Here is a 22,929-nt window from a genome sequence, read left to right as displayed (position 1 = left end):
CCGGCCCGTCCTAAAGGGGTTCCGAGACCACGGTGGAAGTGAAATTACTCGATCTGCAGGGTATAGACGCGCTTGCGCGCATCAGTGAAGGAGAACCGTGCGTCGACGACGCCGACCTCTTCCAGGCGGTTCAGTGCGTACCGAACCGTGCGGCCGGGCAGCAGCGTCTCCTCGGCGAGCTGGCTCTGGGTCAGCTGATCGTTGTACTCCAGGACCTTCGCGACGAGCTTCGCACTCGGCGGGAGGTCTCGAACTGCTTCCCAGTCGCTCTTGGGCTGTGCTTCGGCGGAGACTGCTTCGGTCGTACTCATCGTATCCCGATCGATGGGATACAGGATAATAATATTTTCTACTCAGAAATATTACTTTGAGGCATTTACTGCCGGAGAGGCGCTCCACGGGGGCAGCACCTGACATTACCCGAAACCTCTTATGAATACATCCACTACCCAGGGGGTAATGACGGACACCGTCGACGACGTCAATCTCCCGTACGACGACGACGCTTCCCAGCAGGACAAGATCGATGCCCTGCAGGAGCGTCTCGAAGTGTTGGAGGCCCAAAACGAGGAGATGCGGGACAAGCTGTTGGACGCCAACGCAGAGAACAACAAGTACCAGCAGAAGCTGGAGCGACTCACCCACGAGAACAAGAAGCTCAAACAGTCGCCGCTGTTCATCGCCACCGTCCAGGAACTCACCGACGAGGGAGTCATCATCAAACAGCACGGCAACAACCAGGAGGCTCTCACCGAGGTCACCGAGGAGATGCGCGAGGACCTGGAACCGGACGACCGCGTCGCGGTCAACAACTCCCTGTCTATCGTCAAATCTCTCGAGGACGAGACCGACGTCCGTGCTCGCGTGATGGAAGTCGAAGAGAGCCCGTCGGTCGGCTACGGCGACATCGGCGGTATCGAAGACCAGCTCGAGGAAGTGCGCGAGACCGTCGAGATGCCGCTGAAAAGCCCCGACATGTTCGAAGACGTCGGGATCGACCCACCCAGCGGCGTCCTGCTGCACGGCCCGCCCGGCACGGGCAAGACGATGATGGCCAAGGCCGTCGCCAACCAGACCGACGCCACGTTCATCAAGATGGCCGGCTCCGAGCTGGTCCACAAGTTCATCGGCGAGGGCGCGAAGCTCGTCCGAGACCTGTTCGAGCTGGCTCGCCAGCACGAGCCCGCCGTTATCTTCATCGACGAGATCGACGCTATCGCCGCCAAGCGGACCGAATCGAAGACCTCCGGCGACGCCGAGGTCCAGCGGACGATGATGCAACTCCTCAGCGAGATGGACGGCTTCGAGGACCGCGGCCAGATCAGCATCATCGCCGCGACCAACCGCTTCGACATGCTCGATCGGGCGATCCTCCGGCCTGGCCGGTTCGACCGCCTCATCGAGGTCCCCAAGCCGGACGCCGAAGGCCGCGAGCAGATCTTCGATATCCACACCCGCGGGATGAACCTCGCCGAGACGGTCGACTTCGAGTCGCTGGCCGAGGAGACGTCCGAGGCCTCAGGGGCGGATATCAAGGCCATCTGCACCGAGGCCGGGATGTTCGCGATCCGGGACGACCGTTCGGAGATCGTCGAGCAGGACTTCTACGACGCCTGGGAGAAGATCCAGCAGGAGTCAGAAGGCGACGAGGACGTCTCCCGAACGTTCCACTGATCGTCCGTTCCGTCGGTAGCGTCTGTCGTCTGCGTTTTCTCGGTCTGCTACACGTCGGTAGCGACGGGATCGAATCCACACTCGAATCGACACGCAATCGCTCGGTCAGCGTCGAGTCGGGAGGACTACTGACGAGACGGGGCGGCCGCTGTCGACCGGTGTACCTGGGGAAACAGAAAGCGGAAAGAGGGGTGGGTGGTGGGGGGTGTTGGGGTGGCACCCAAAACTGGGTGCACGCGGTGCTAGGGAAGCCCCAATAAAGAACTTTATGGCCGGAGCGGGCTGCTTCCCGGTGATTCACGGTCGATACACATAAACTACCAGCACCCCTCATACGGAATGTGACGACGACCGTCCCAGCGGAATCACCCGGCCCGAGCGTCCGGCGGGCCGTTCGCGCCGACCTGCTCGCCGTCTTCAGGATCGAACAGGCGTCGTTTCCCCAGCCGTGGCCCTATTCGGCGTTCGAGCGGTTTCTGTCCGAGCCGGGGTTTCTGGTCGCTGAAGTCGGTGGTCCCGGTCCGTCAGGCGTCGTCGGATACGTCGTCGCCGACACCGTACCGAACCACGGGCAACCGCTGGGCCACGTCAAGGACCTGGCAGTGCATCCCGAACGGCGCGGTGGGGGTATCGGGACGCGCCTCCTACAGCGGGCGCTGACTGTCCTCGACGAGCAGGGCGTCCAGTCGGTGAAACTCGAGGTCCGGGCCACCAACGACCGCGCCCGGTCACTGTACGAACGCTTCGGATTCTCCCATCGGCGGACGATTCCAAACTACTACGACGACGGCGAGGATGCGCTCGTGCTCGTCCGGTAGTGCCAGGTCCCAACGGCAACTGTGTCGGACAGTGGCCGACCCGCCTCGGCAGCCCCGTTCGTTACCCATAAGCCCCACGACCCCGAATCGGGAGTAATGACTGCGCAAGCCGCCGATTCACGCGACCTGGCGGTCGTCATCGGCCTGGAAGTCCACGTCCAGTTGGAGACGGACACGAAGATCTTCTGTGGCTGTTCGACCGAGCCCGCCGAGGAACCCAACACCAACACCTGCCCCGTCTGCCTCGGACTCCCCGGTGCGCTCCCAGTGCTCAACGAGGGAGCAGTCGAGGCCGCGGTCAAGGTCGGCAAGGCCATCGACGCCTCGATTCCCGAGGAGACGGCCTTCCACCGGAAGAACTACTACTACCCGGACCTGCCGAAGAACTTCCAGATCACCCAGTACGACGCCCCCATCTGTCAGGACGGTGTCCTGGAGTTCGGTCACGAGGGCGAGCGCCGGTCGGTCGGGATCCGACGCGCCCACCTCGAAGAGGATCCCGGCTCGATCAAGCACGTCCGCGAGGGAACCGAGAGCCTGGAAGCCCGGACATGCTCGATCGATCGGGCCGACTACACGCTCATCGACTACAACCGCGCGGGGACGCCGCTGATGGAGATCGTCACCAAGCCGGACTTCCGCGATCCCGCGGAGGTGCGGGCGTTCCTCGAAAAACTCGAGGAAGTCCTGGAGTATCTCGGCGTGTTCGACCCCACCCGGGACGGCAGCTTGCGGATCGACGCGAACCTCTCGGTCGTCGACGCCGACGAGGTGGGCGAGGACGGTCACATCGACGATGCGGTCCTGGAGGAAGCGAACCGCACCGAGGTCAAGAACATCTCCAGTCACAAGGGCGCCGAGCAGGCGCTGTCGTTCGAGGCCTCGCGCCAGAAGAAACTACTCGAGTCCGGACGGGGGGTCGAGCAGGAAACGCGACACTTCAACGAGACCCACGGCAACACCGTCGCGATGCGCTCGAAGGAAGCGGAGAAGGACTACCGCTACTTCCGGGAGGCCGATCTGCCGCCGCTACAGGTCAGCGACTGGAAAGACGAAATCGAAATTCCCGAACTGCCAGACGCCCGCCGGGAGCGCTTTCGGGCGGAGTACGGTCTCGGTGTGGAGGCGGCTTCGAAGCTGACCTCGACGAAGCAGGTCGCGGACTTCTACGAGGAGCTCGCACGCGAGTACGATGCCGACCTGGTGGCGACGTGGGTCGCGGACAACCTGCTGGGCGAGTTGAACTACCGCGACATGGACGTGACCGACATCGAGGGACGCCTCGAGGAAGTCGCGACGCTCGTCGAGCTGGTCGCGGAGGAGGAGATCACGGCCAAGAACGCACGCGAGACCGTTCTCCGGGACATGCTCGACGACGGCGACACCCCCGAGACGATCGTCGACCGGGAGGGGCTGGGCAAGACCTCCGGCGACGCGGTTCAGGAGGCTGTCGAGGCGGCTATCGAGGAGAACCCCGACGCCGTCGAGGACTTCCACAGCGGCGAGGGCGGCGCGATCAACTTCCTCGTCGGGCAGGTCATGCAGAAAACGGGCGGCTCGGCGGATCCCGGTGACGTGAATCAGCTGTTGCGGGAAGAACTGGAAGGCTGATTTCGCGATCGACCTCACGCCTTCGGGACACTCCCGGACTCACGCCCTCGGTACTCCGTCACACAGTCGACACGCACGCGCACTGCACGCGCGCCTTGTCCCGCTCGAGTCTTGCGATTTTCCGGCGAAAGACTGATTAGCGGGTCGTTGCGTAGAGTCCCACAATGAGCGTTCACGTTCGAGACGGTGATCGACGGTGCAGTTGATCATCACCGAGAAAGACAACGCCGCGCGACGGATCGCCGACATCCTCAGCGACGGCGGGGCCGACGCCGAGCGGCGCAACGGCGTCAACGTCTACAAGTGGGGTGGCAAGCGCTGTATCGGACTGTCCGGCCACGTCGTCGGTGTTGACTTCCCGCCGGAGTACAGCGACTGGCGGGATGTCCAGCCCGTCGAGTTGATCGACGCCGAGGTGGTCAAATCGCCCACGCGGGAGAACATCGTCGCGACGCTGCGGAGTCTGGCTCGGGAGGCAGATGAGGCCGTCATCGCGACCGACTACGACCGCGAGGGTGAGCTGATCGGCAAGGAGGCCTACGAACTCATCCGCGAGGAGACCGACGCCCCGATCCAGCGAGTGCGCTTCTCCTCGATCACGGAAAACGAGGTCAAGCAGGCCTTCGCCAACCCGGACGATCTGGATTTCGACCTGGCCGCGGCGGGCGAGGCCCGACAGATTATCGATCTCATCTGGGGGGCGGCGCTGACGCGGTTTCTCTCGCTGTCGGCTCGCCAGCTGGGCGACGATTTCATCTCCGTCGGCCGGGTGCAGTCGCCGACGCTGAAGCTTATCGTCGATCGCGAGCGCGAGATCGAGGCGTTCGACCCCGACGATTACTGGGAAATCGTCGCCGAACTGGCGAAGAACGGATCGGGATTCGAGGCCCAATACTTCTACGACGACGACGGCAGCGAGGCCGAGCGCATCTGGGATGAGGATGAGGCCGAGTCGGTCTTCGAGCGCCTGCGCACGCAGCAGGCCGCCACGGTCGAGAGCGTCCGCCGGCGCACCCGGACGGACGCCCCGCCCGCGCCGTTCAACACCACCGCGTTCATCCAGGCCGCAGGGTCGCTGGGCTACTCGGCTCAGCGGGCGATGTCGATCGCCGAGGAGCTGTACACCGCCGGGTACGTAACCTATCCCCGGACGGACAACACCGTCTATCCCGACGATCTCGATCCTGGAGAACTGCTCGAGTCGTTCACCGGGACGAGCCCTTTCGGTGACGACGCGACGGCGCTGCTGGGGCAAGACGACATCGAGCCGACCCGCGGCGACACTGAGTCGACCGACCACCCGCCGATCCATCCGACCGGCGAATTTCCCGATCGCAACAACCTCTCCGACGACGAGTGGGAGATCTACGAACTCGTCGTTCGCCGCTTCTTCGCGACGGTCGCCGAGCCCGCCACCTGGGAACACCTGCGTGTGGTCGCCGACGCCGACGGCCTGCAACTGAAGGCCAACGGCAAGCGCCTGCTCGAGGCCGGCTATCACGAGGTCTATCCGTACTCCAGCGCCAGCGAGACCCACGTCCCCGACGTCCAAGAGGGCGAACAGCTGGCGATCGAGGATGTCGGCCTCCAGGCCAAACAGACCCAGCCGCCGCGCCGCTACGGGCAGTCGCGGCTCATCTCCAGGATGGAGGAGATGGGCATCGGGACCAAGGCGACCCGCCACGGCACTATCGAGAAGCTGTACGATCGCGGCTACATCGACGGCGACCCGCCACAGCCGACTGCGCTGGCGAAAGCGGTCGTCGACGCCGCGGAGGCCTTCGCCGAGCTGATCGTCAGCGAGGAGATGACTGCCCAGTTGGAAGAGGATATGACCGCGATCACCAACGGCGAGGCAACTCTGGAGGGGGTGACCGACGAGTCCCGGGAGATGCTCGAACGCGTCTTCGAGGAGTTACACGACTCCCGAGAGCAAGTCGGCGAGCACCTCCAGGAGTCGCTCAAGGAAGACCGGACGATCGGCTCCTGTCCGGAGTGTGGTTCGGATCTGGTGATCCGGCAGTCGCGATACGGGTCGTACTTCGTCGGCTGTGACGGCTATCCGGAGTGTGAGTACACGCTCCCGTTGCCTTCGAAGGGCGAACCGCTCGTGCTGGACGAGGTCTGTGAGGAACACGACACTCACCACGTCAAGATGCTCGCCGGTTCGGACACGTTCGTCCACGGCTGCCCGCGCTGTCAGGCCGAAGCCGCCGACGAGAACGAGGATCGTATCATCGGTGCGTGTCCCGAGTGCGGTCAGGAACACGGCGGGGAGCTGGCGATCAAGCACCTCCGGTCGGGATCACGGCTCGTGGGCTGTACCCGCTATCCGGACTGTGAGTACTCGCTGCCGCTGCCCCGTCGCGGCGAGATCGAGGTTCAGGACGAACGCTGTGCGGAACACGACCTCCCGCATCTGCGTATCCTCGATGGCGATGACGACGATGATCCCTGGGAGTTGGGCTGCCCGATCTGCAACTACGAGGAGTATCAGGCCCGCAACGCCGTCGAGGATCTGGAGGATCTCGACGGGGTCGGCTCGAAGACTGCGGAGAAACTTTCGGCGGCCGGCGTCGAGTCACCTGCTGACCTGGCCGGGATCGAGCCCGACGCGGTCGCCGAACAGGTCCGCGGCGTGAGCGCCGAGCAGATCCGCGACTGGCAGGCCGATCTCGAGGCCTGAGAGCGACCGTCGTAACGAGATACCGACCGCTCGCCTGCGGCCGAGCCGGTCGATACAAAGGCCGCTACACCATCGCCAGCGCTTGCCACAGGACGAACAGCGCGCCCGCGCCGACGAACGTGCTCAGCACGGCGTGGCGACGGGTCCGATCTGCTTCCGGCGAGCACTGCACGCTCCCGTGGCCGCCCGAATCAGCGTGTGAGCCGGCGTGGCCACATTCCGGGAGCATATCGACGCCGACGTGCGCGAACACGCCCGTCGAGACGCCGAAGAAGACCGCCTGCACGATCGGCGATAGCGAGGGCGTCAGAATCGACAGCGGAATCGCGGCGATCGCGACTGCCGAGGCCGGGACGATCATCGCGTAGCGTGGGAGGTCCGACTGCTGGAGTGCTTCCGAGCCGGTGAACCCCGCCGGGAACTTGTGCGCGAGGATGCCAAAGCCGAACAGCGCGGACAGGCCCGGCAGCGAGCCGTAGACCACGCCCATGATCGCTCCCGCTGCCAGGGCGTGGACTGTGAGTTCACCCGCGGCCGCGTTGAGCGGCAGGTCCCGATGCGTCACCAGGTGTCCGAGTTCGTGGGCGGCATAGCCGAGCAGGTACCCGAAGGCGATCGCGAACCCGCCGTAGGCGGCGTGACGGGTGATCGCTTTCGGCGCGAGCAACGCGGCAGCGCTCGCGAGCATGGCACCGCTTGAGAGGCCATAGGCCCACACCTGCTGGTTAGGGGTATCGAACTCGCTGACGTAGCTGATCCCGACGCCGGCGAACATCGCCACGAACCCGAAGAGGACGACGAACGTGAGTTTCGTCCGCCCCGCGGCGATGCCGGCGGCAACCATCGCGAGAAAGACGACGGCGGTGACGGCACTCACGAACAGCGTGATGCGCTCCTGTCGCTGGTGTCGTTGCGAGCCGGTACTGACTGACGTCGATGTCGTCTGGTTTGTATCCACGTTCCGAGATCACTCCGGTTGAACTGTCGACCGTGTATTAACAATATTGGGTCAGTGATTAATAACTATTTCTATTTGGGGTTCAGCATTTGTTATTGGGGGCTACGACTAGGTGGCGAGGCGGATTCCCCGCCCTACTGTAGGGGAGGAGCCGACACCCGCTCCCATACAACGGGCGGTTAATCCCTCGGAATTTCTCGCTCGCCATTTGGGGACGGTCCCGCTAGTCGCGTCTCCCATCACTCGCTGCGTGTAGCGGCCACAGGCCCGTTCGCATGGACTGTGAGAGCGCTGCTCTCGAACCAGTCACAAAAACCTGAAATACAATGGGCTCGCTTTCTCAGGGGAGTTCTTCGGTCACGTCGACGAGATCCGCTTCAGTCTGCCAGCGATACAGCCGCCCGTTCCGGTCGAACAGCTCGAAGACGCCGTCTTGCATCCAGCCGAAGGGGTGCTCCGCGTCCTCGTACTCCCGCTTGAGCACGTGGCTCTTGGAGAAATACTCGGTCGTACCGACGAGCAGCCCCTGTTCGACGAGGAAATCGCTCGGTTCCTTTTCAGCGACGCCGACGAGGTAGGTGACGATATCGGCGATCAAACAGAACTTCTGGATGCTGTTGTCCCACTCGCCGCGGATATCGACCATCCGGAACGCGTAGGCGTCCTGGCGACGGTTGAGTCGATCGACCACCAGATTCAGCCGTCGGATCGGCTCTCGGTCGTAGTTTCCGAGCACGAAGTACGACCGATCGTTCTCGTAGACCGGCGTCAGTTCGCTCAGCGCGTGGAGGATTTCCTCGTTGTCCGCCAGCGAAATCTCTTCTTCCTCGAGCCGATCTTTGGCACTCGTGAGGACGTCTTCGGGGACGGGCGGCTCCGCATCGGGCATGGACGCTTTTTCTCCAAGTCGTGCGATATATTTTATGGCAGCGTCGAACCGTTCAGCACCCTGATTTACCCTAGAGTGATTTACCCCAGGGTAAACTACTTGGCGCAGGAGCGCATACGACGGCGTATGAGCACCGAACTGGAAACCGCGTCGGGGATGGGCTCGCGCGAACTCGTCCACTTCGTCACCCAGCAGACGCGGTTCGCGCTGGTCACCAACATCCTGCAACACCCCGAGCAGCTTCCCTCGATGTACGAACTCGAGCAACTCAACCCCAGCGTGAGCGAGGCGACCGTCTACAAGCACGTCCAGAAGCTGATCGACGCCGGCATCGTCACGGAGGTCGCGCTGGACGACGACCAACGTCGCCAGGGCTACCCCTGGAAGTTCTACGGCCTCACTGCAGACGGTCGCGAGTTCCTCGAAGCTCACAACCTGCTCGCCGCCGAGGACACCCTCCAGCGGATGTACGAGACTATCTCCGACAAACCCGAGAAGATGGTCAAATACGAGCAGGCGCCTCGGCCCTAGACCACCCACTACCACTTTTTACTGCGTCGGGTGCGCTCACTACGTTCGCGCACCACTCCTTGCAAAAACGTGGGGAAAAACTACCTCGACCTCACTACGTTCGGTCGAGTGAAACGCGCCTCCGGCGCGTATGCTAGTCTCCGACTGCCTCTTCCACGATTTCGATCTCCTCCTCTGTCAGCCCGTACAATTCGTAGACGATCTCGTCGATCAACTCGTCGGTGCGCTCGATCTTTTCCTCCAGTTCCTCGGCCCGGGCTTTCGTCTCGGTGTAGTTTTCGAGCCCACTCTCGACGTCGGCCACGCGGGGCAAAGTCAGCTGTTGCAGGCGGTCGATCAAGGAGTTGGTCTTGGTCGCGGTCTCCCGGAAGTCCGCGAACCCGCCGGCCTCCTCGACGGCGACGGGCACGAACGCCGCGATCAGATCTGCCTCCGTCTCGATGAGGTCGGTGATCCTGAGCGCCGGCAGGGGGTCAGTCTCGGTGTAGCCCCACTGGTCGGTCTCGTGTGCCTCTGGATCGTCGGGTTTGTAGCGAGCGGTGAGTCGAATCTCGACCGTCGTGGGCGACTCGCGTTCGACCGTGGCCTCGCCGACCCGGAGGTTCGGCCGCTGCTCGGTGGTCTGCTGGAGGATCGAATCCGCCGCACCCTCCGGGGGCTGGGTCAGGCCGATCTCTGAGAGTGTCTGGCCCTCCTCGTAGTTGCCGAGGTGGTCGAGAAGGGAGAGGTTGAGATTATGTAGTGACTTGTTTGCATCTAATATGGCCTGAGAGAGTTCAGATAAAGCGACGTTGACTTGCACATTCTCCCCATTCATATCCAGATATTGACTTTCAACCTCTTTTTCTGTTAACTTCCCTTTCGGAGGAATCCCAAATGGATACAGGTAATCTCGCTTGAAAGTAAAATAACCTCCGCGTAAGGCATATCCTGTCCTAGATATGAAAAACCACAGAAGTTTACTGTTTAACAATGCTATTAGTGAATATTCTGTAAATTATGTATCATCATTTAGTAAAACACCATACACTTTTGTTTTGTGATAGTGATCGTTTTCGTCAAGAGTGAAACTACCTCCATATCCAATCTCTGGTGTCAATATTTTATTCTGTTCGAATTTTGTTAGATTCTTGGGATAGACGTAGTCATACCATCTTTCGTTATCCATCTTTCCGTCTTCTCTACCCCGAAGAGCTTCTTCATGTTTCGTGAGATAGTCATACGCTTTCGGATATTTTTCGCTCAATTCTTTTTCCTCTATGAATCTTGCTTCCTTCTCTCCAGTAGAGTTGTCTGGAATATCATATGGGAATATAACCCGTCGATCTGTCTCTACGTACTCATACCGGCCCACATCTTCGCCTTTCAAGAACGGCTTCAGAATTTCTGTTTCAATTTTGTGCGTTTCTCCATCTTCCTTGCTTTCAACTAGCTCATATTCTCCTTCCTCCCCGACATGATGCAATAAGTAGATACTGTCCGCACTTGTCTGCAGGCCAACATATACTTTTGCGATGTCTTCTAGTTTTCTTGGTTGCTGATCGATACGATCTAAAACTTCTTTAACCCCAATCGAATTGAATATCCATGATGAACTGTCGTATTCAGAAATATATCTAAACTCAGTTTTTTCAACTGTAATGAGGTTGATAGGTGATAATTCTGCATACTCAAATTCTTCTTGGGGACTTGCAGAGAGAACTAGAACACAAGTATATACTGATGCTCCATTGAATACCTGCTCATGGCCGAATGAGACGACTTTATCAAGCGCATTTCTATCAGATATGAATTCTCTTAGTCCTTCACCAGATTTATTTTTGAAAAATTTATGTGGTTCGATAAACCCCAGTTTTCCAGTTGGATTTGTCAATCTATACCCTTCTTCAGTGAAACACATATATAAATCGAAATTCCTCACTGAGGATTGATATTTATTTGATATATAATTGGCTTGTATGGGAGTGTTCGCTCTTATCGATTGAATCCGCACATACGGCGGATTCCCGACAACAGCATCGAACCCAGCGCTGTCCATCTTCTCACCATCTTGGTCAAAGAACACCTCGGGGAACTCCAGTTCCCAGTGGAAGAACGTCTCCTCGCCGGCCATCGCCTGCGCCGACGTGAACCAGTCGTTCTCTTGAATCTCGGCCCAGTCGTCCTCATCCTCAATGGCGTCGGCCATCTCCTCGTAGGCCCCCTCGGGCACGTCCAGCCCGAACCGCTCGGCGGTGTGGACGTTCGCCAACTCGAACAACCGCCCGTAGAGGGGATCGTCGCGGATCTCGTCGTACAGTTCTTCCATCGACTTGATGTCTGCCAGTTCGTCGTTGTCGATCGCCAGCAACTCCTGCATCAACTCCATGACGTGGCCCAGCGTGCGCTGGCGCACCCGCGCGAACGCCTGCGTCAGCGTCAACTGCCCACCCTCGCCCTCGCTGTCCTCGGACAGCACCTCCGTGATGTCACTGCCGACCAGCGAATTGCCGGTCTTGAGGTGGTGATCGAAGAAGGCCAGCGGCTTGTCCGCCGCCAGCGTCTCCAGCCACATCGACAGCTTGGCGAGTTCGACGGCCATCCCGTTGAGGTCCACGCCGTAGATGCACTCCTTCGCGATCGTCCGGCGGATCTCGTCTTCGGGGAAGTCGAACTGCTCCTGCTCGCGAACGACTTCCATCACGCGCTCGGTGAGGTAGGCCGTCGCCTTCGTCAGGAAGTGCCCGCTCCCCATCGCCGGATCGAGGATCCGTAACTCCTGAATCCCGTCGTACAACCCCCGGAAGTACTCGACGTCGCTGCGCTCCAGCCCGCGATCCTGCAGGTCGTCCTCGATGTCGTCGACCAGCGGCCCGACCGTCTCCTCGACGATGTAGGTCACGACGTAATCAGGCGTGTAGTACGCGCCCGTCGCCTTGCGCTCGCCCTCGTCGTTGACGACGTACAGTCCGCCCTCAGGGACCGTTTCGACCGCGTCGGCGACCGAGACCTCGGTGGCGGGCTTCCAGACCTGCGCGCCGTCCTCGGCGACGGCGGCGTACTGCTCGGGCGCGATCCGGAAATCGTGTTCCAGCAACCCCTCGTAGACCGACCCGAGGTGGCGGGTGTCCAGATCGGCGTAGTCGGCCAGCACGTCCCGGTCCTCGTCGTTTGCGACCGTCGAAAGCTGGTAGATGACCTCCGCGAGATGACGGTCGCTCACCTCGTGATCAGCCAGAAAGTCGTGCTCCTCGCGGTCGAACAGGCCGCCGTTGTACGGCGGGATCCCCAGCGACTCCTCGCCGTTGTCGATCAACTCGAACAGGTCCTGCAGTCGCCCCCAGTAGCCCGTCGCGTACTCGCTGAAGGCCTCCTCGAAGGTCTTGCCGGCCTCGATCTCCTCGTAAATCTCCCGCCGAATCGCATCGAGACTGAAATTGTCCTCGTACTCCTCCTGTGCGCCCGGTTCGTCCGGATGGATGAGCCCCCGTGACTCCGCGTAGAGGACAAACATCAGCCGATAGAGCAACACCAGTGATTGCTCTTTTAACTCTGCCAGCGCGGCGTCGTCCTCGGGGTCGATGTCCAGATCGTTGTACTCGACGAACCCGCGCCCGAGCACCCTGAGCGCGGTGAAGACGTTGTCCTGCAGGTCCTCGCCCAGTTCCTCGGCAGCGGTTTCGCTCTCGGACCAAACTGTCTCCAGAAAGGTCGCCCCGGCGGTTTCCCGAAAGGCAAGCTGCCCGAAAAACGTATAGAAGTACTTGAACTCCTCCAGATCGCCCGACCTGAGGATCTCGGGGAGATCGACCTCGTAGTAGATCTGTGTTTCGTAGTCTTTGGTGCTGTAGAGTCGCCACTTGCGGCCGTTGGTCAGGACCCCCCACGCGAGGTCGTCAGGCGTCCGTTCCAGATAGTATTTGATCTGATTCGAGGCGTCCCGGTAGTTACGGCGCTCGCTGAACTCGGCGTCGAAGTCTGCGTCCCACTGTTTGACTTCGAGGATCGCGTTCGCCCGGGCGAACGTCGCCCGCGTGTCGTCGTCGCGCTTGCGTTTCATCGCCTCCCGGCGGTCCTCGGCCGAGTCGTACAGCAACCCGTCGACTTCGCCGCCACCGTCAGGCAGTGAGGTCTCAGAAATCTTCTCGAACCCCAGCGCTTCGATGACCGGGTCGACCCAGGCGTCGATCAGTTCGTGCTCCTTGTAGGCCGCGAGCAACTCGTGTTCGTCCAGATAGAGCGCCCGAAGGGCGTCGAACGCGTCCTCGGCGGTGTCGTCACAGTCCCACTCCTCGAGGTCGTCGATTCGCTCGCGGAGATAGTAATCGGCGAACAGCCCCGAGTTCCGATACGGCATCTCGCCGAGTGTCGCCTGACTCATGCGTTGGCTGATCACCGGACGGCGAAGGTAATCAAAGTTGGGCACGTCTGCGCGCGTTGAGACACGGATTCTCTCACATAAAATGGACCTTGACCGCTGCCCGTCTCACCGCCTCGTCGCTCGGGACGAATAAACGGTGTTTAAGTCAGGCCAACCAATAGGGCCGAGCATGGACGAGCGAACCTACACCGCGGAGGCCGAGCCCGGCGACGACGTAACCGTCAAAGGCTGGGTGCACGAGATCCGCGACCTCGGTGGCATCGCATTCATCATCGTACGGGACACGACCGGCAAGATCCAGGTCAAATTCGAGAAAGACGAGATGGACGACGAGCTTGTCGAGACCGGCCTGGACGTCCACCGCGAGAGTGTCGTCGCGGTCACGGGCGCTGTCGAAGAGGAAGACCGCGCCCCGACCGGCGTCGAAATCGTCCCCGAGTCGGTCGAGGTTATCGCCGAGGCCGACCCCGAACTCCCGCTGGATCCCTCCGGGAAGGTCGACGCCGAACTCTCGACGCGGCTGGACAACCGGACGCTGGACCTGCGCAAACCCGCGGTCAAGGCGGTCTTCGAGATCCGGGCGGAGGTCCTCCGGAGCGTCCGTGAGGCCTTCCGCGAGGTCGACGCGACCGAGATCAACACGCCCAAGATCGTCGCTACGGGCACCGAGGGCGGGACCGAGCTGTTCCCGATCACCTACTTCGGTCGCGAGGCCTTCATGAACCAGAGCCCGCAGCTGTTCAAGCAGCTGATGGTCGGCTCCGGCCTGGAGCGGGTCTTCGAAATCGGCCCGATCTTCCGCGCGGAGGAGCACAACACGCCGCGACACCTCAACGAGGCCACCTCGATCGACTTCGAGTCGGCCTTCTTCGACCATCAGGACGCCATGGACGTCTGTGAGCACGTCGTCAAGGCCGCCTACGAGGGCGTCGCGGAGAACTGTCAGCGCGAGCTGGAGGCGCTCGACCTCGCAGACGACTTCGAGGTGCCCGACGGCGAGTTCCCGCGGCTGACCTACGAGGAGGCCATCGAGCGGATCAACGCGACGGGCGAACTCGACGAGCCGCTGGTCTGGGGCGACGACCTCTCGACGGAAGCCGAGCACGTCCTCGGCCAGGAGGTCGGCGAGCACTACTTCATCACCGACTGGCCCAGCGAGATCAAGCCCTTCTACATCAAGGACTACGACAACGACGAGGAAATCTCGACGGGCTTCGACATGATGCACCCGTCGATGGAGCTGGTCTCGGGCGGTCAGCGTGAGCACCGCTACGACCACCTCGTCGACGGCTTCGAACAGCAGGGACTCGACCCGGAGGCCTTCGAGTACTACACCAAGATGTTCAAGTACGGCATGCCGCCCCACGCCGGCTGGGGCCTCGGCGGCGAGCGCCTGGTCATGACGATGCTCGGACTTGACAACATCCGAGAGGCGGTGATCTTCCCGCGAGATCGCCAGCGACTCTCTCCGTAGAGTCGCTCGATCTCGCCGCGGTTCAAGATCGCCAGCGACTGAGTCCCTGAGGCGAAGTGGCTGGGAGCCAGCGAGACGAACGGAGTGGGCCTCGCCAGACCGGCAACGGCTGAGTCCCTGACGAAACGTTGAGAGCACACGGGAACAGCGATCGAAGCAAGCCGTTTCACTGCTGGCGAACACAGCGAGTCAGCAGGGCTTTTTCGCAAGTTTGCGGGCCGAGCGGGGATCTTTCGGTCTTGCTGGTCTGTGAACGGCGGCGAAGCCGCAACGCTGTTCCCGCAGCGACGTAGACGCGAGGAAACCCGAGGGAAGAAAAGTGGTTGTATATTTTTGACGAGGCGGTGGGAGACTAGCATCCGCGCCGAAGGCGCGGTTCACCGGACGCGAGGCGGAGCCGAGCGTCCGGGTTGTTTTTCCCCACGTTTTTGCGAGGAGCGGTGCGCGCCGACGGCGCGCACCCGACGAAGTAAAAAGTGGTATTAGAGTTCGCCGATCGCCGCAGTCTTCAGTTGCCCCGTCAGCTGGACGCCGTGGTCGTCCATCCGTGAGACGATCCGCTTTGCCTGCCCGGCGGAGAGATACTTGTCCTCGACGGCGGCGCGAACGACGACGCCGAACGAGCCGGTGACCGATGCACCGAGCCCCTCGGCAAGCGCTCGCAATCGTTTATCGTCCGACAGCACCAGAATTCGTCGATCGTCGTCGATGGACTCGTCGAACAGCCCCCCGAGCAGTGCCGCCTCGTACCCGGCGGCATCGAGCCCCAGCGCGCTGGCGGCCTGCTCGCGGACTTCGGGCCGGACGGAAGTGATGACCGTCGACTCCTCGATGAACTGCGCGAGGTTGGTCGCGGCAGGCTCGGTCGTGATCTGGGCGCGGACCGCCGCCGGCACGACGATCGCGCCGTCGAAGTACGACAGCAGGTCGAGTTCGCCGATCTGGCCGAGATCGTACAGCACCGTCGGTCCGACGTGGACGAACGTCATGGGTCGATGGCGGTCGCGGCGTCGTCGGTCAACTCCTCGGGCGTGTACTGGGCGGTGAGGTTCTTCTCGTGGGCGACCTCCAGCCAGTCGGCGACGGTACAGTCGGCGATATCGGCGGCCTCACCGATCGAGACGTCGCCGGTCTGGTAGCGCTCGACCGCGACCCGGATCCGGAGCGTCTCCAGCCCTTCCTGCAGGGCTTTCTCGATCGTCGTCTCGTCGTCGTCCCCGAGCAACTCTGCGACCGCCTCGAGATCGGCGGCGGTCTCTTCGGCTACCTCGGCACTGAGTGTCGGCATATACACGCCTGTATAGCTGAAGCGGCCTTGAAGGTAGGGGCTGGCAACCGCCGTCGGCGCGAGCGACCGTCCCGCAACCGTCTCGCTTTTGTCCGTCCACACGGACGTTCGAACGATGACCGACGAGGCGACAGTGTTCGTCCCGGGGCACGTGACCGGCTTCTTCACGGTCCATCGGGACGACGACCCGACGGCGAGCGGTTCGCAGGGGGCTGGGGTGACACTCGCCGACGGCGTCAGCGTGACCGTCGAACGGGCCGACGACCGACGCGTCGAACTGAACGGCCAGCCGGCGAGCGTCGACGCCGTCGAGACCGTCCTCGACACGCTGGACGCCGAGGCGGCTGTCGTCGCCGAGACGGACCTCCCGATCGGATCGGGGTTCGGGATCTCCGGGGCGATGGCACTCGGCGCGGCGCTGGCGGCCAACAGCGTCTACGAACGCGAACTCTCCAGAAACGAACTCGTCACGATCGCCCACGGCGCTGACGTTCGGGCCGGGACCGGACTGGGCGATGTCGTCGCGCAGGCGGCCGGCGGCATGCCGATCCGGCTCGAACCGGGCGGGCCACACCACAACGAGATCGACGCCGTCCCCTGTCGCCCGCGAGTCGAGTACGTCACGTTCGGCGAACTCGACACCGGCGAGGTGATCGGCGGCGATACCGACCTGCTCAGCAAGGCTGGCACGGAGGCGCTCTCGCGACTTGTCTCCGAACCTACTCCCGAACAGTTCGCCTACGCCTCCCGGCGGTTCGCCCGCGAGTCGGGTTTGCTGACTGACCACCTCCGGGAGGTCATCCAGGACGTGAGCGAGGCCGGCGGCGAGGCCTCGATGGCGATGCTCGGCGAGACAGTCTTCGCGCTCGGGTCTGGGCTCTCCGACGCCGGATACGACCCCGAGGCTTGCCGGGTCGACGCTGCCGGCGCACGGCTCGTGTAACGAAAGCGGTTTTTCGGCGCTTCCCCGAGTACCGGTATGGCCGACGAACTCGATATCCCCGAGAGCCACCCCCGCTACGAGTCGCTTTTGACGCGTCACCGGATCGAGGCAGGGGTCGAGAAGGGGATCACGAGCAAACAGGGGCTGATCGCCGAAGGACGGGGCGAGGCCTTCGACTACCTGCTGGGCGAGCGGACCCTCGAGAGCGCCGAGACGGCCGAACGTGTCGCGGCCGCGCATCTGCTTTTGGCCGACCGTCCCGTGCTCTCGGTCAACGGCAACGTCGCCGCGCTCGTCCCCGGAGAGATCGGCGAACTGGCCGCAGCGACCGGCGCCGAAATCGAGGTGAACCTCTTCAACCGCACCGACGAGCGGATGGCAGCGATCGCTTCCCACCTGCGCGAGCACGGCGCGGGGGAGGTCAAGGGGCTGGACGCCGACGGGCGGATCCCGGGACTGGAGCACGAACGCGCGAAGGTCGACGCCGACGGAATCGAGAGCGCCGACGTCGTGCTCGTCCCGCTCGAGGACGGCGACCGAGCCGAAGCCCTCGGGGAGATGGGCAAGACCGAGATCGTGATCGACCTGAACCCGCTGTCGCGATCGGCACAGGTCGCGGCTGTGCCGATCGTCGACAACGTCCTGCGTGCCGTCCCGAACATCACCGCCCACGCCCGCGAACTGGACGAGGAGTCGGATGCGACTCTCGAAGCGATCATCGCGGAGTTCGATCCCAACGCGGCGCTCCAGGCGGCAGAACAAGCGATCCGCAGTGGCGATCTCAAGTAACGAGCGACGGTTGCGCGCTCGATCGGCGAAAGGGTCAGAGCCGTCGATGCGATCGAGACAGGTCGTCCGCTAGCTCGATGCTTCGACGCGCTCGGCGACAGTTTCCAGGTCGTCCATCGTGAGCGCGGCCGGTTCGTCGCGTTCGGACGCACCTGGCTCGAACGCCAGCTCGTACTCGTGCCAGTCGCCGATCCGCGCCGTCTCGTCGAGGATTTCCGCTTCGCTGAATCCCACGTCCGCCTCGGAGACGACCAGCTTGCTCGGTGTCGTCGCCGTCTCGCGGCGTGGCTCCAGTTCCATGTCGTAGATGTGCCAGTCGCCGAACCGCGCAGTCACGTCCAGTACTTCACCCTCCGGGAACCCCGCGATCGATTCGGTCAGTCGATATGCCTCTCGTCCCATACGGTTGGGCATATTAACTCGGAACTGAAAAAACTTTTGCAGCATGCGTAGCCGGTACCGAAGCGCTGTCCCCGGCAATAGACCGACCGGTCTTTTGTGGCCTCGCCGAGAGACGCCAGTATGGTCACATACGATTCGCGCGGGTGCCGGCCCGGTGAGCGCCGATGGTAAATCTCGTCGTGTCGTCGCTGCAGCTGGTGCTTGCGCTCGTGTTAGTCGTCTTGAACGGCTTTTTCGTCGCTTCGGAGTTCGCCTTCGTTCGGGTGCGCGCGACGTCAGTCGAACAGCTCGTCTTGGACGATCGGACCGGATCGGCTGCGCTCCAGGAAGTCATGGAGCAACTCGACGACTACCTCGCGGCGACGCAGCTCGGGATCACGATCGCCTCGCTCGGTCTGGGGTGGGTCGGTGAACCGGCGGTCGCAGCGCTCATCGAGCCTGTTCTCGGTGAGTTCCTCCCGGCCGGGATCGTCCATCTCGTCGCGTTCGCGATCGGGTTCAGCATCATCACGTTCCTGCACGTCGTCTTCGGCGAGCTCGCACCGAAGACGATCGCGATCTCCCAGGCCGAGCGCCTCGCGCTCTTTCTCGCGCCCCCGATGAAGGTCGCCTATTACCTGTTTTCCCCCGGCATCGTCGTGTTCAACGGTGCGGCGAACGCGTTTACGCGGATGCTCGGTGTCCCGCCGGCCTCCGAGAGCGACGAGACCCTCGAAGAACGGGAGATTCGCCGGATACTCGCACAGTCCGGCGAAGCGGGTCACGTCGACGCGGGCGAAGTCGAGATGATCGAGAGCGTCTTCGACCTGGACGATACAGTCATCAGGGAGGTGATGGTACCGCGTCCGGACGTCGTCAGCGTGTCCGGCGACCAGCAGCTAGACGAGATCCGGGCGACGGTCCTCAGGGCCGGGCACACGCGCTATCCTGTCGTGTCGGCCGCGGACCCGGATCAAGTGGTCGGGTATCTCGACGTGAAGGACGTGCTCGGTGCTGGCCACGCCGGTGACGAGGAGACGACTGCCGCGGAGCTGGCCCGTGAGATCATGATCGTCCCCGAGATGACCAGCTTGCAGGAGTTGCTGTTGCAGTTCCGCGACGAGCAGCGACAGATGGCTGCGATTGTCGACGAGTGGGGCGCGCTCGAAGGGATCGTGACGATCGAAGACGCCGTCGAGGCCGTCGTGGGCGACCTCCGTGACGACTTCGACGTCGAGAGTCGCGAACCTGCGATCCGCCAGGACGGACGCGACGCCTACGACGCCGACGGTGCCGTCCCGCTCTCGACGGTCAACGACGTCCTCGGCACTGAGTTCGAGGCCGAGGGATACGGGACGGTTGCCGGACTCGTGTTGGACCGGCTCGGGCGTGCCCCCGAGGTCGGTGACCGCATCGAAATCGGCGAGTTCGACGTGGAGGTGGCCGCCGTCGACGGGTCCCGGATCGAGTCCGTTCGGCTCACCCGTCGGACTGCATCCGAGGACGGAGCCGATGCGGTCGAGAGCGATCGCGACGACCCCGCCGAGTGACGGTCCGGAGACTCGATCCCGTCGACGACAGGGCCTTGCGCTGGCCTCCGCTCCCGGCCCGACGCCGTCGTCGAAAGGAAACCTATTTTACGTCCCTGCCATTATCCTGCGGTGCGAGGGCCGGTAGCTCAGTCCGGCAGAGCGTCTGACTCTTAATCAGACGGTCGCGTGTTCAAATCGCGCCCGGCCCGCTCACTCTATCGCTCGCAAATTCGCGAGCGATTGCTGTGGATAGCCGGCGGGATTTGAATGAGGGAAGCCGCAGCCCGCGCAGCGAACATCGTGAGCGAGCAGGACCGTCTTCGCGTGGTTCAAATCGCGCCCGGCCCGCTCTAAACTTTTCAGCGTCGGGTGTCCTCACGCGACTGCGCCGCGTTGCGGGCACCACTCCTCGAAAACTTTAGAATCCAAAAGGCCGGGCGCTCACTTCGTTCGCACCCGGTGAAACGGCTCGCTCCGCTCGCCGTATGCTGGTTCAAATCGCGACCGACCTGCCTTTGCGACGAATAATTCATGGGGAGCGAAGTGGCTACAAGCGATTTGAATCCTGGAGTCTTAGCGCGAGCGACCGTCTTCCTCCGGTTCAAATCGCGCCCGGATCGCTGTCAACTACTCCACCCTCAACGAGCGAACCCGTCAGCGGGGAGCGAGTAGGATGGTTCTTCTCGTTTTTACGACGCGCTTTGTAGGAACTCTTGCGTCCGCATCCAATCGCCCAGAACGGGAGCAAGAACGCATGACTTCGGGACGGTAGCTAGAGGGGACAGGAAATGATCGACCGACCTCCGACGCCGTTTTATCATTCAACGAGACAAGTCCCCTCCGAGATTATGTACAAGCAGGTCTGTCAATTGTCAGCCGAAGTATCAACTGTATAACTACACTCTCCGGATGAGATACCCCCAATGACCGTTTCATGTCTGATCAACAGCGCGAAAGTCGAGGAATCAACAGACGAACAGTCCTGAAAACGGCCGGGATGGCGACGGTCGGCCTCGCAGCGTACTCCGGAACCGCGAGTGCCACGCCGCCCACGGAGATCAGATTCTGTGGGTGCTCACAGATCTGTTTCGGAGAGAATGATGGCAGAAACTTTGTCCTGTATGCGACCGAAACGGAGGACGGCTACGACTGCGAGCTCGACGAGGTCGGCGTCGAGGCGACCTGCGAAACGGCCGGTGACGACGAGAAGATTATCGGGCTTTTCAATAGGAGACTGGACGACTACCGATTCTTCAAGAATCCAAACAACTGCGCATCGCGAGCACTCAGTGACCTCGGCTTTGACGAGCCTGCTGGAGAGACTGTTGGAGACATCGACTGCCCCCTCCCGGATGATCTCGAGGACGACATCCTTTACATGTTCTACGAGCGTGTCAGCCGTCACGAGTATGTTATCAACGATCCGAAGAGCGTGAATGTCGGTAAAGTTATAGTTCGAACCCGTAAATGCAATCCGCCGAGCCAGTGGGTGGATAATCCGAATGGACCGCCGAACGACCGCGGACAGGGGCCGCCGTAGAATTGCCATCTACCGCTTCTGTTTTCCGGTCCAACAGCCATAGCCTCGCCTATCGTTGGCCGATCCCGTGCGTCGCTGGAGTCCCCGCGCTTGTCGAGATACCGCTCGAACTACAACGTGCCGTATCAGGAGTGCCGAAGTGGGCACCTCGTTTAGCATCTGAGCGACAGGGCGCCAAGCCTCGTCCTCACGGAGCGAGTAGAAATGGATGCAGCGTCCGTTATCGGTTTACTCCCACTCCGTGCTGGGCATTCACCAGTCGCATCCGGTGAAACGGCTCGCTTCGCTGGCCGTATACTGGTTCAAATCGCGCCCGCCCCGTTTTCCCACGAACGGCATGAGCAATGTAAACGCCAGGGCAATTTGAATGAGAGAAGCCGCAGCCCGCGCAGCGAACATCGTGAGCGAGCAGGACCGTCTTCGCGTGGTTCAAATCGCGCTCGCCCCGCTCTAAACTTTTCAGCGTCGGGTGTCCTCACGCGACTGCGCCGCGTTGCGGGCACCACTCCTCGAAAACTTTAGAATCCAAAAGGCCGGGCGCTCACTTCGTTCGCACCCGGTGAAACGGCTCGCTCCGCTCGCCGTATGCTGGTTCAAATCGCGCTCGGCCCGCTTTCTGCGACGAACGTTTTGTGCTGAGCGAAGTGGCTAGCGGGATTTGAATCCCGGAAGTCCCGCGCGAATCAGTGCGCGATTGCCGTCCGCCGATACAAGCCGTACAGACCAAAGAGGGGAAACCGATCAGTCCGACGGTGTCGCCATCACGCTGTCTTCGGACGATTCGAGGAACTCGATGTCCCGCAATGCCGAATAGGCGAGCAGTCCGAAGCCGACCTTGGCCACGATGTCGATGTAGGTGACCACAAGCGAGACGGTTTCGGTGTTCATGAAGGCGAACCCGGTTTCGCCGAGCAGCCAGACGACCGGGTAGATCATCCAGAGGACGACGACGAAGTTCCGTAGCGTCCGGTACAGCGCCAGGGTCATGTCGTCGCGCTCGCGGGCGAGTTCGCCGATGTCGGTGTACAGCCAGTACACGAGGACGCCGAAGGCGACGCCACCGGCAGCGAACAGCACCAGATTCAGCGGCGAGGCGACCATCCCGCCGGCGAACCCGAGCACGATTGTCGAGGCCTGTAGCGCCCCGAGTTTCGCGATCGTCTCCCGGTCGGCCCCGGCCAGGAAGGCGACGTAGGCGATGTGCATCGGCGTCGTCAACAGCCAGTCGACGTACCGCGGGATGTACAGCGTGGCCCCGCGAGCGCTCGTGACCGTGCCGACGTCGAGCGCCATCAGCGCGTACGCGACTGTCGCGATGGCCGTCACGCCGACCAGATCCAGAAACGGCAGGCGATGCGCCTCGGACAGGCGGGTGTACCCCACGATCAGTCCGATCGTTCCCAGTGCCATGCCGACGGTGCCAAGCGTGAACCAGGTGGTGATTGTTAGATCCAT

Annotated in this window: 17 protein-coding genes, 1 tRNA gene and 1 pseudogene; 11 read left to right on the top strand and 8 right to left on the bottom strand. The window is 62.2% G+C overall.

The window, feature by feature from the left end; translation table 11 throughout:
* Positions 1-44: 44 nt before the first annotated feature.
* On the bottom strand, positions 45-311 hold the full coding sequence (locus HSEST_RS08395) for a MarR family transcriptional regulator (RefSeq protein WP_229120475.1): 267 nt from the start codon (positions 309-311) through the stop codon (positions 45-47).
* A gap of 148 nt (positions 312-459) precedes the next feature.
* Between HSEST_RS08395 and pan1 the strand changes: the two genes are divergently transcribed.
* The 4 genes from pan1 to HSEST_RS08375 all read left to right on the top strand — a co-directional run bounded on the left by pan1 (position 460) and on the right by HSEST_RS08375 (position 6,789).
* Positions 460-1,674 (top strand): proteasome-activating nucleotidase Pan1, encoded by a 1,215-nt coding sequence (pan1, locus tag HSEST_RS08390; protein WP_229120474.1) that lies wholly within the window; start codon positions 460-462, stop codon positions 1,672-1,674.
* A gap of 341 nt (positions 1,675-2,015) precedes the next feature.
* Entirely contained in the window at positions 2,016-2,492 is a 477-nt protein-coding gene (gene rimI, locus HSEST_RS08385; RefSeq protein WP_229120472.1) for a ribosomal protein S18-alanine N-acetyltransferase, read from the top strand.
* Between the two features lie 96 nt (positions 2,493-2,588).
* Positions 2,589-4,103, top strand: coding sequence for an Asp-tRNA(Asn)/Glu-tRNA(Gln) amidotransferase subunit GatB (gene gatB / locus HSEST_RS08380; RefSeq protein WP_229120471.1), 1,515 nt, complete (start codon positions 2,589-2,591; stop codon positions 4,101-4,103).
* Positions 4,104-4,299: 196 nt separating this feature from the next.
* On the top strand, positions 4,300-6,789 hold the full coding sequence (locus HSEST_RS08375) for a DNA topoisomerase I (RefSeq protein WP_229120469.1): 2,490 nt from the start codon (positions 4,300-4,302) through the stop codon (positions 6,787-6,789).
* 64 nt (positions 6,790-6,853) lie between these two features.
* Here the strand turns inward: HSEST_RS08375 and HSEST_RS08370 are convergent, their stop codons facing one another.
* Both HSEST_RS08370 and HSEST_RS08365 read right to left on the bottom strand, forming a co-directional pair.
* Positions 6,854-7,747 (bottom strand): ZIP family metal transporter, encoded by an 894-nt coding sequence (locus tag HSEST_RS08370; protein WP_229120468.1) that lies wholly within the window; start codon positions 7,745-7,747, stop codon positions 6,854-6,856.
* A gap of 340 nt (positions 7,748-8,087) precedes the next feature.
* Positions 8,088-8,636: a hypothetical protein gene (locus HSEST_RS08365; RefSeq protein WP_229120467.1), complete on the bottom strand. Its 549-nt coding sequence runs from the start codon at positions 8,634-8,636 to the stop codon at positions 8,088-8,090.
* Between the two features lie 126 nt (positions 8,637-8,762).
* Between HSEST_RS08365 and HSEST_RS08360 the strand changes: the two genes are divergently transcribed.
* Positions 8,763-9,167: a helix-turn-helix transcriptional regulator gene (locus HSEST_RS08360; protein ID WP_229120466.1), complete on the top strand. Its 405-nt coding sequence runs from the start codon at positions 8,763-8,765 to the stop codon at positions 9,165-9,167.
* Between the two features lie 133 nt (positions 9,168-9,300).
* Here the strand turns inward: HSEST_RS08360 and HSEST_RS08350 are convergent.
* A pseudogene (locus tag HSEST_RS08350) lies at positions 9,301-13,527 on the bottom strand (Eco57I restriction-modification methylase domain-containing protein).
* A gap of 169 nt (positions 13,528-13,696) precedes the next feature.
* On the opposite strand from HSEST_RS08350, the gene aspS reads away from it, so the two are divergent.
* Entirely contained in the window at positions 13,697-15,001 is a 1,305-nt protein-coding gene (gene aspS / locus HSEST_RS08345) for an aspartate--tRNA(Asn) ligase (RefSeq protein WP_229120463.1), read from the top strand.
* 482 nt (positions 15,002-15,483) lie between these two features.
* Here aspS and HSEST_RS08340 read toward each other — a convergent pair whose 3' ends face one another.
* Positions 15,484-15,990, bottom strand: a complete 507-nt coding sequence (locus HSEST_RS08340) for a hypothetical protein (protein ID WP_229120462.1) — start codon at positions 15,988-15,990, stop codon at positions 15,484-15,486.
* Positions 15,987-16,289, bottom strand: coding sequence for a UPF0175 family protein (locus tag HSEST_RS08335; protein ID WP_229120461.1), 303 nt, complete (start codon positions 16,287-16,289; stop codon positions 15,987-15,989). Before HSEST_RS08335 ends, HSEST_RS08340 begins: the two co-directional genes overlap by 4 nt.
* A gap of 115 nt (positions 16,290-16,404) precedes the next feature.
* On the opposite strand from HSEST_RS08335, the gene HSEST_RS08330 reads away from it, so the two are divergent.
* Together HSEST_RS08330 and HSEST_RS08325 are read left to right on the top strand one after the other, a co-directional pair.
* Positions 16,405-17,232, top strand: a complete 828-nt coding sequence (locus HSEST_RS08330) for a pantoate kinase (RefSeq protein ID WP_229120460.1) — start codon at positions 16,405-16,407, stop codon at positions 17,230-17,232.
* 36 nt (positions 17,233-17,268) lie between these two features.
* Positions 17,269-18,021 carry a 4-phosphopantoate--beta-alanine ligase gene (locus tag HSEST_RS08325; protein WP_229120459.1) on the top strand — a complete coding sequence of 251 codons (753 nt, stop codon included), beginning with the start codon at positions 17,269-17,271 and terminating at the stop codon, positions 18,019-18,021.
* A gap of 69 nt (positions 18,022-18,090) precedes the next feature.
* Here HSEST_RS08325 and HSEST_RS08320 read toward each other — a convergent pair whose 3' ends face one another.
* Positions 18,091-18,423, bottom strand: a complete 333-nt coding sequence (locus HSEST_RS08320) for a hypothetical protein (protein ID WP_229120458.1) — start codon at positions 18,421-18,423, stop codon at positions 18,091-18,093.
* A gap of 164 nt (positions 18,424-18,587) precedes the next feature.
* Between HSEST_RS08320 and HSEST_RS08315 the strand changes: the two genes are divergently transcribed.
* The 3 genes from HSEST_RS08315 (at position 18,588) to HSEST_RS08305 (ending at position 21,474) form a co-directional block, all read left to right on the top strand.
* On the top strand, positions 18,588-19,952 hold the full coding sequence (locus tag HSEST_RS08315) for a hemolysin family protein (RefSeq protein ID WP_229120457.1): 1,365 nt from the start codon (positions 18,588-18,590) through the stop codon (positions 19,950-19,952).
* 117 nt (positions 19,953-20,069) lie between these two features.
* Positions 20,070-20,143, top strand: a tRNA-Lys gene (locus HSEST_RS08310).
* A gap of 725 nt (positions 20,144-20,868) precedes the next feature.
* The gene (locus HSEST_RS08305; protein WP_229120456.1) at positions 20,869-21,474 is read left to right on the top strand and encodes a hypothetical protein; all 606 of its coding nucleotides are present in this window, start codon (positions 20,869-20,871) and stop codon (positions 21,472-21,474) included.
* Between the two features lie 741 nt (positions 21,475-22,215).
* On the opposite strand, the gene HSEST_RS08300 is transcribed toward HSEST_RS08305, so the two are convergent.
* Positions 22,216-22,929 carry a bacteriorhodopsin gene (locus tag HSEST_RS08300; RefSeq protein ID WP_229120455.1) on the bottom strand — a complete coding sequence of 238 codons (714 nt, stop codon included), beginning with the start codon at positions 22,927-22,929 and terminating at the stop codon, positions 22,216-22,218.

It is taken from the genome of Halapricum desulfuricans (assembly GCF_017094465.1).
Lineage (GTDB): Archaea > Halobacteriota > Halobacteria > Halobacteriales > Haloarculaceae > Halapricum.
This window is presented reverse-complemented; position numbering and strand designations above follow the sequence as displayed.

Excerpts from the sequence above, each read along its gene's own strand:
- HSEST_RS08395 (WP_229120475.1), bottom strand. The coding sequence starts at position 311 with ATGAGTACGACCGAAGCAGTCTCCGCCGAAGCACAGCCCAAGAGCGAC.
- pan1 (WP_229120474.1), top strand. The coding sequence starts at position 460 with ATGACGGACACCGTCGACGACGTCAATCTCCCGTACGACGACGACGCT.
- gatB (WP_229120471.1), top strand. The coding sequence starts at position 2,589 with ATGACTGCGCAAGCCGCCGATTCACGCGACCTGGCGGTCGTCATCGGC.
- HSEST_RS08365 (WP_229120467.1), bottom strand. The coding sequence starts at position 8,636 with ATGCCCGATGCGGAGCCGCCCGTCCCCGAAGACGTCCTCACGAGTGCC.
- HSEST_RS08360 (WP_229120466.1), top strand. The coding sequence starts at position 8,763 with ATGAGCACCGAACTGGAAACCGCGTCGGGGATGGGCTCGCGCGAACTC.
- aspS (WP_229120463.1), top strand. The coding sequence starts at position 13,697 with ATGGACGAGCGAACCTACACCGCGGAGGCCGAGCCCGGCGACGACGTA.
- HSEST_RS08340 (WP_229120462.1), bottom strand. The coding sequence starts at position 15,990 with ATGACGTTCGTCCACGTCGGACCGACGGTGCTGTACGATCTCGGCCAG.
- HSEST_RS08335 (WP_229120461.1), bottom strand. The coding sequence starts at position 16,289 with ATGCCGACACTCAGTGCCGAGGTAGCCGAAGAGACCGCCGCCGATCTC.
- HSEST_RS08330 (WP_229120460.1), top strand. The coding sequence starts at position 16,405 with ATGACCGACGAGGCGACAGTGTTCGTCCCGGGGCACGTGACCGGCTTC.
- HSEST_RS08325 (WP_229120459.1), top strand. The coding sequence starts at position 17,269 with ATGGCCGACGAACTCGATATCCCCGAGAGCCACCCCCGCTACGAGTCG.
- HSEST_RS08320 (WP_229120458.1), bottom strand. The coding sequence starts at position 18,423 with ATGGGACGAGAGGCATATCGACTGACCGAATCGATCGCGGGGTTCCCG.
- HSEST_RS08315 (WP_229120457.1), top strand. The coding sequence starts at position 18,588 with ATGGTAAATCTCGTCGTGTCGTCGCTGCAGCTGGTGCTTGCGCTCGTG.
- HSEST_RS08305 (WP_229120456.1), top strand. The coding sequence starts at position 20,869 with ATGTCTGATCAACAGCGCGAAAGTCGAGGAATCAACAGACGAACAGTC.
- HSEST_RS08300 (WP_229120455.1), bottom strand. The coding sequence starts at position 22,929 with ATGGATCTAACAATCACCACCTGGTTCACGCTTGGCACCGTCGGCATG.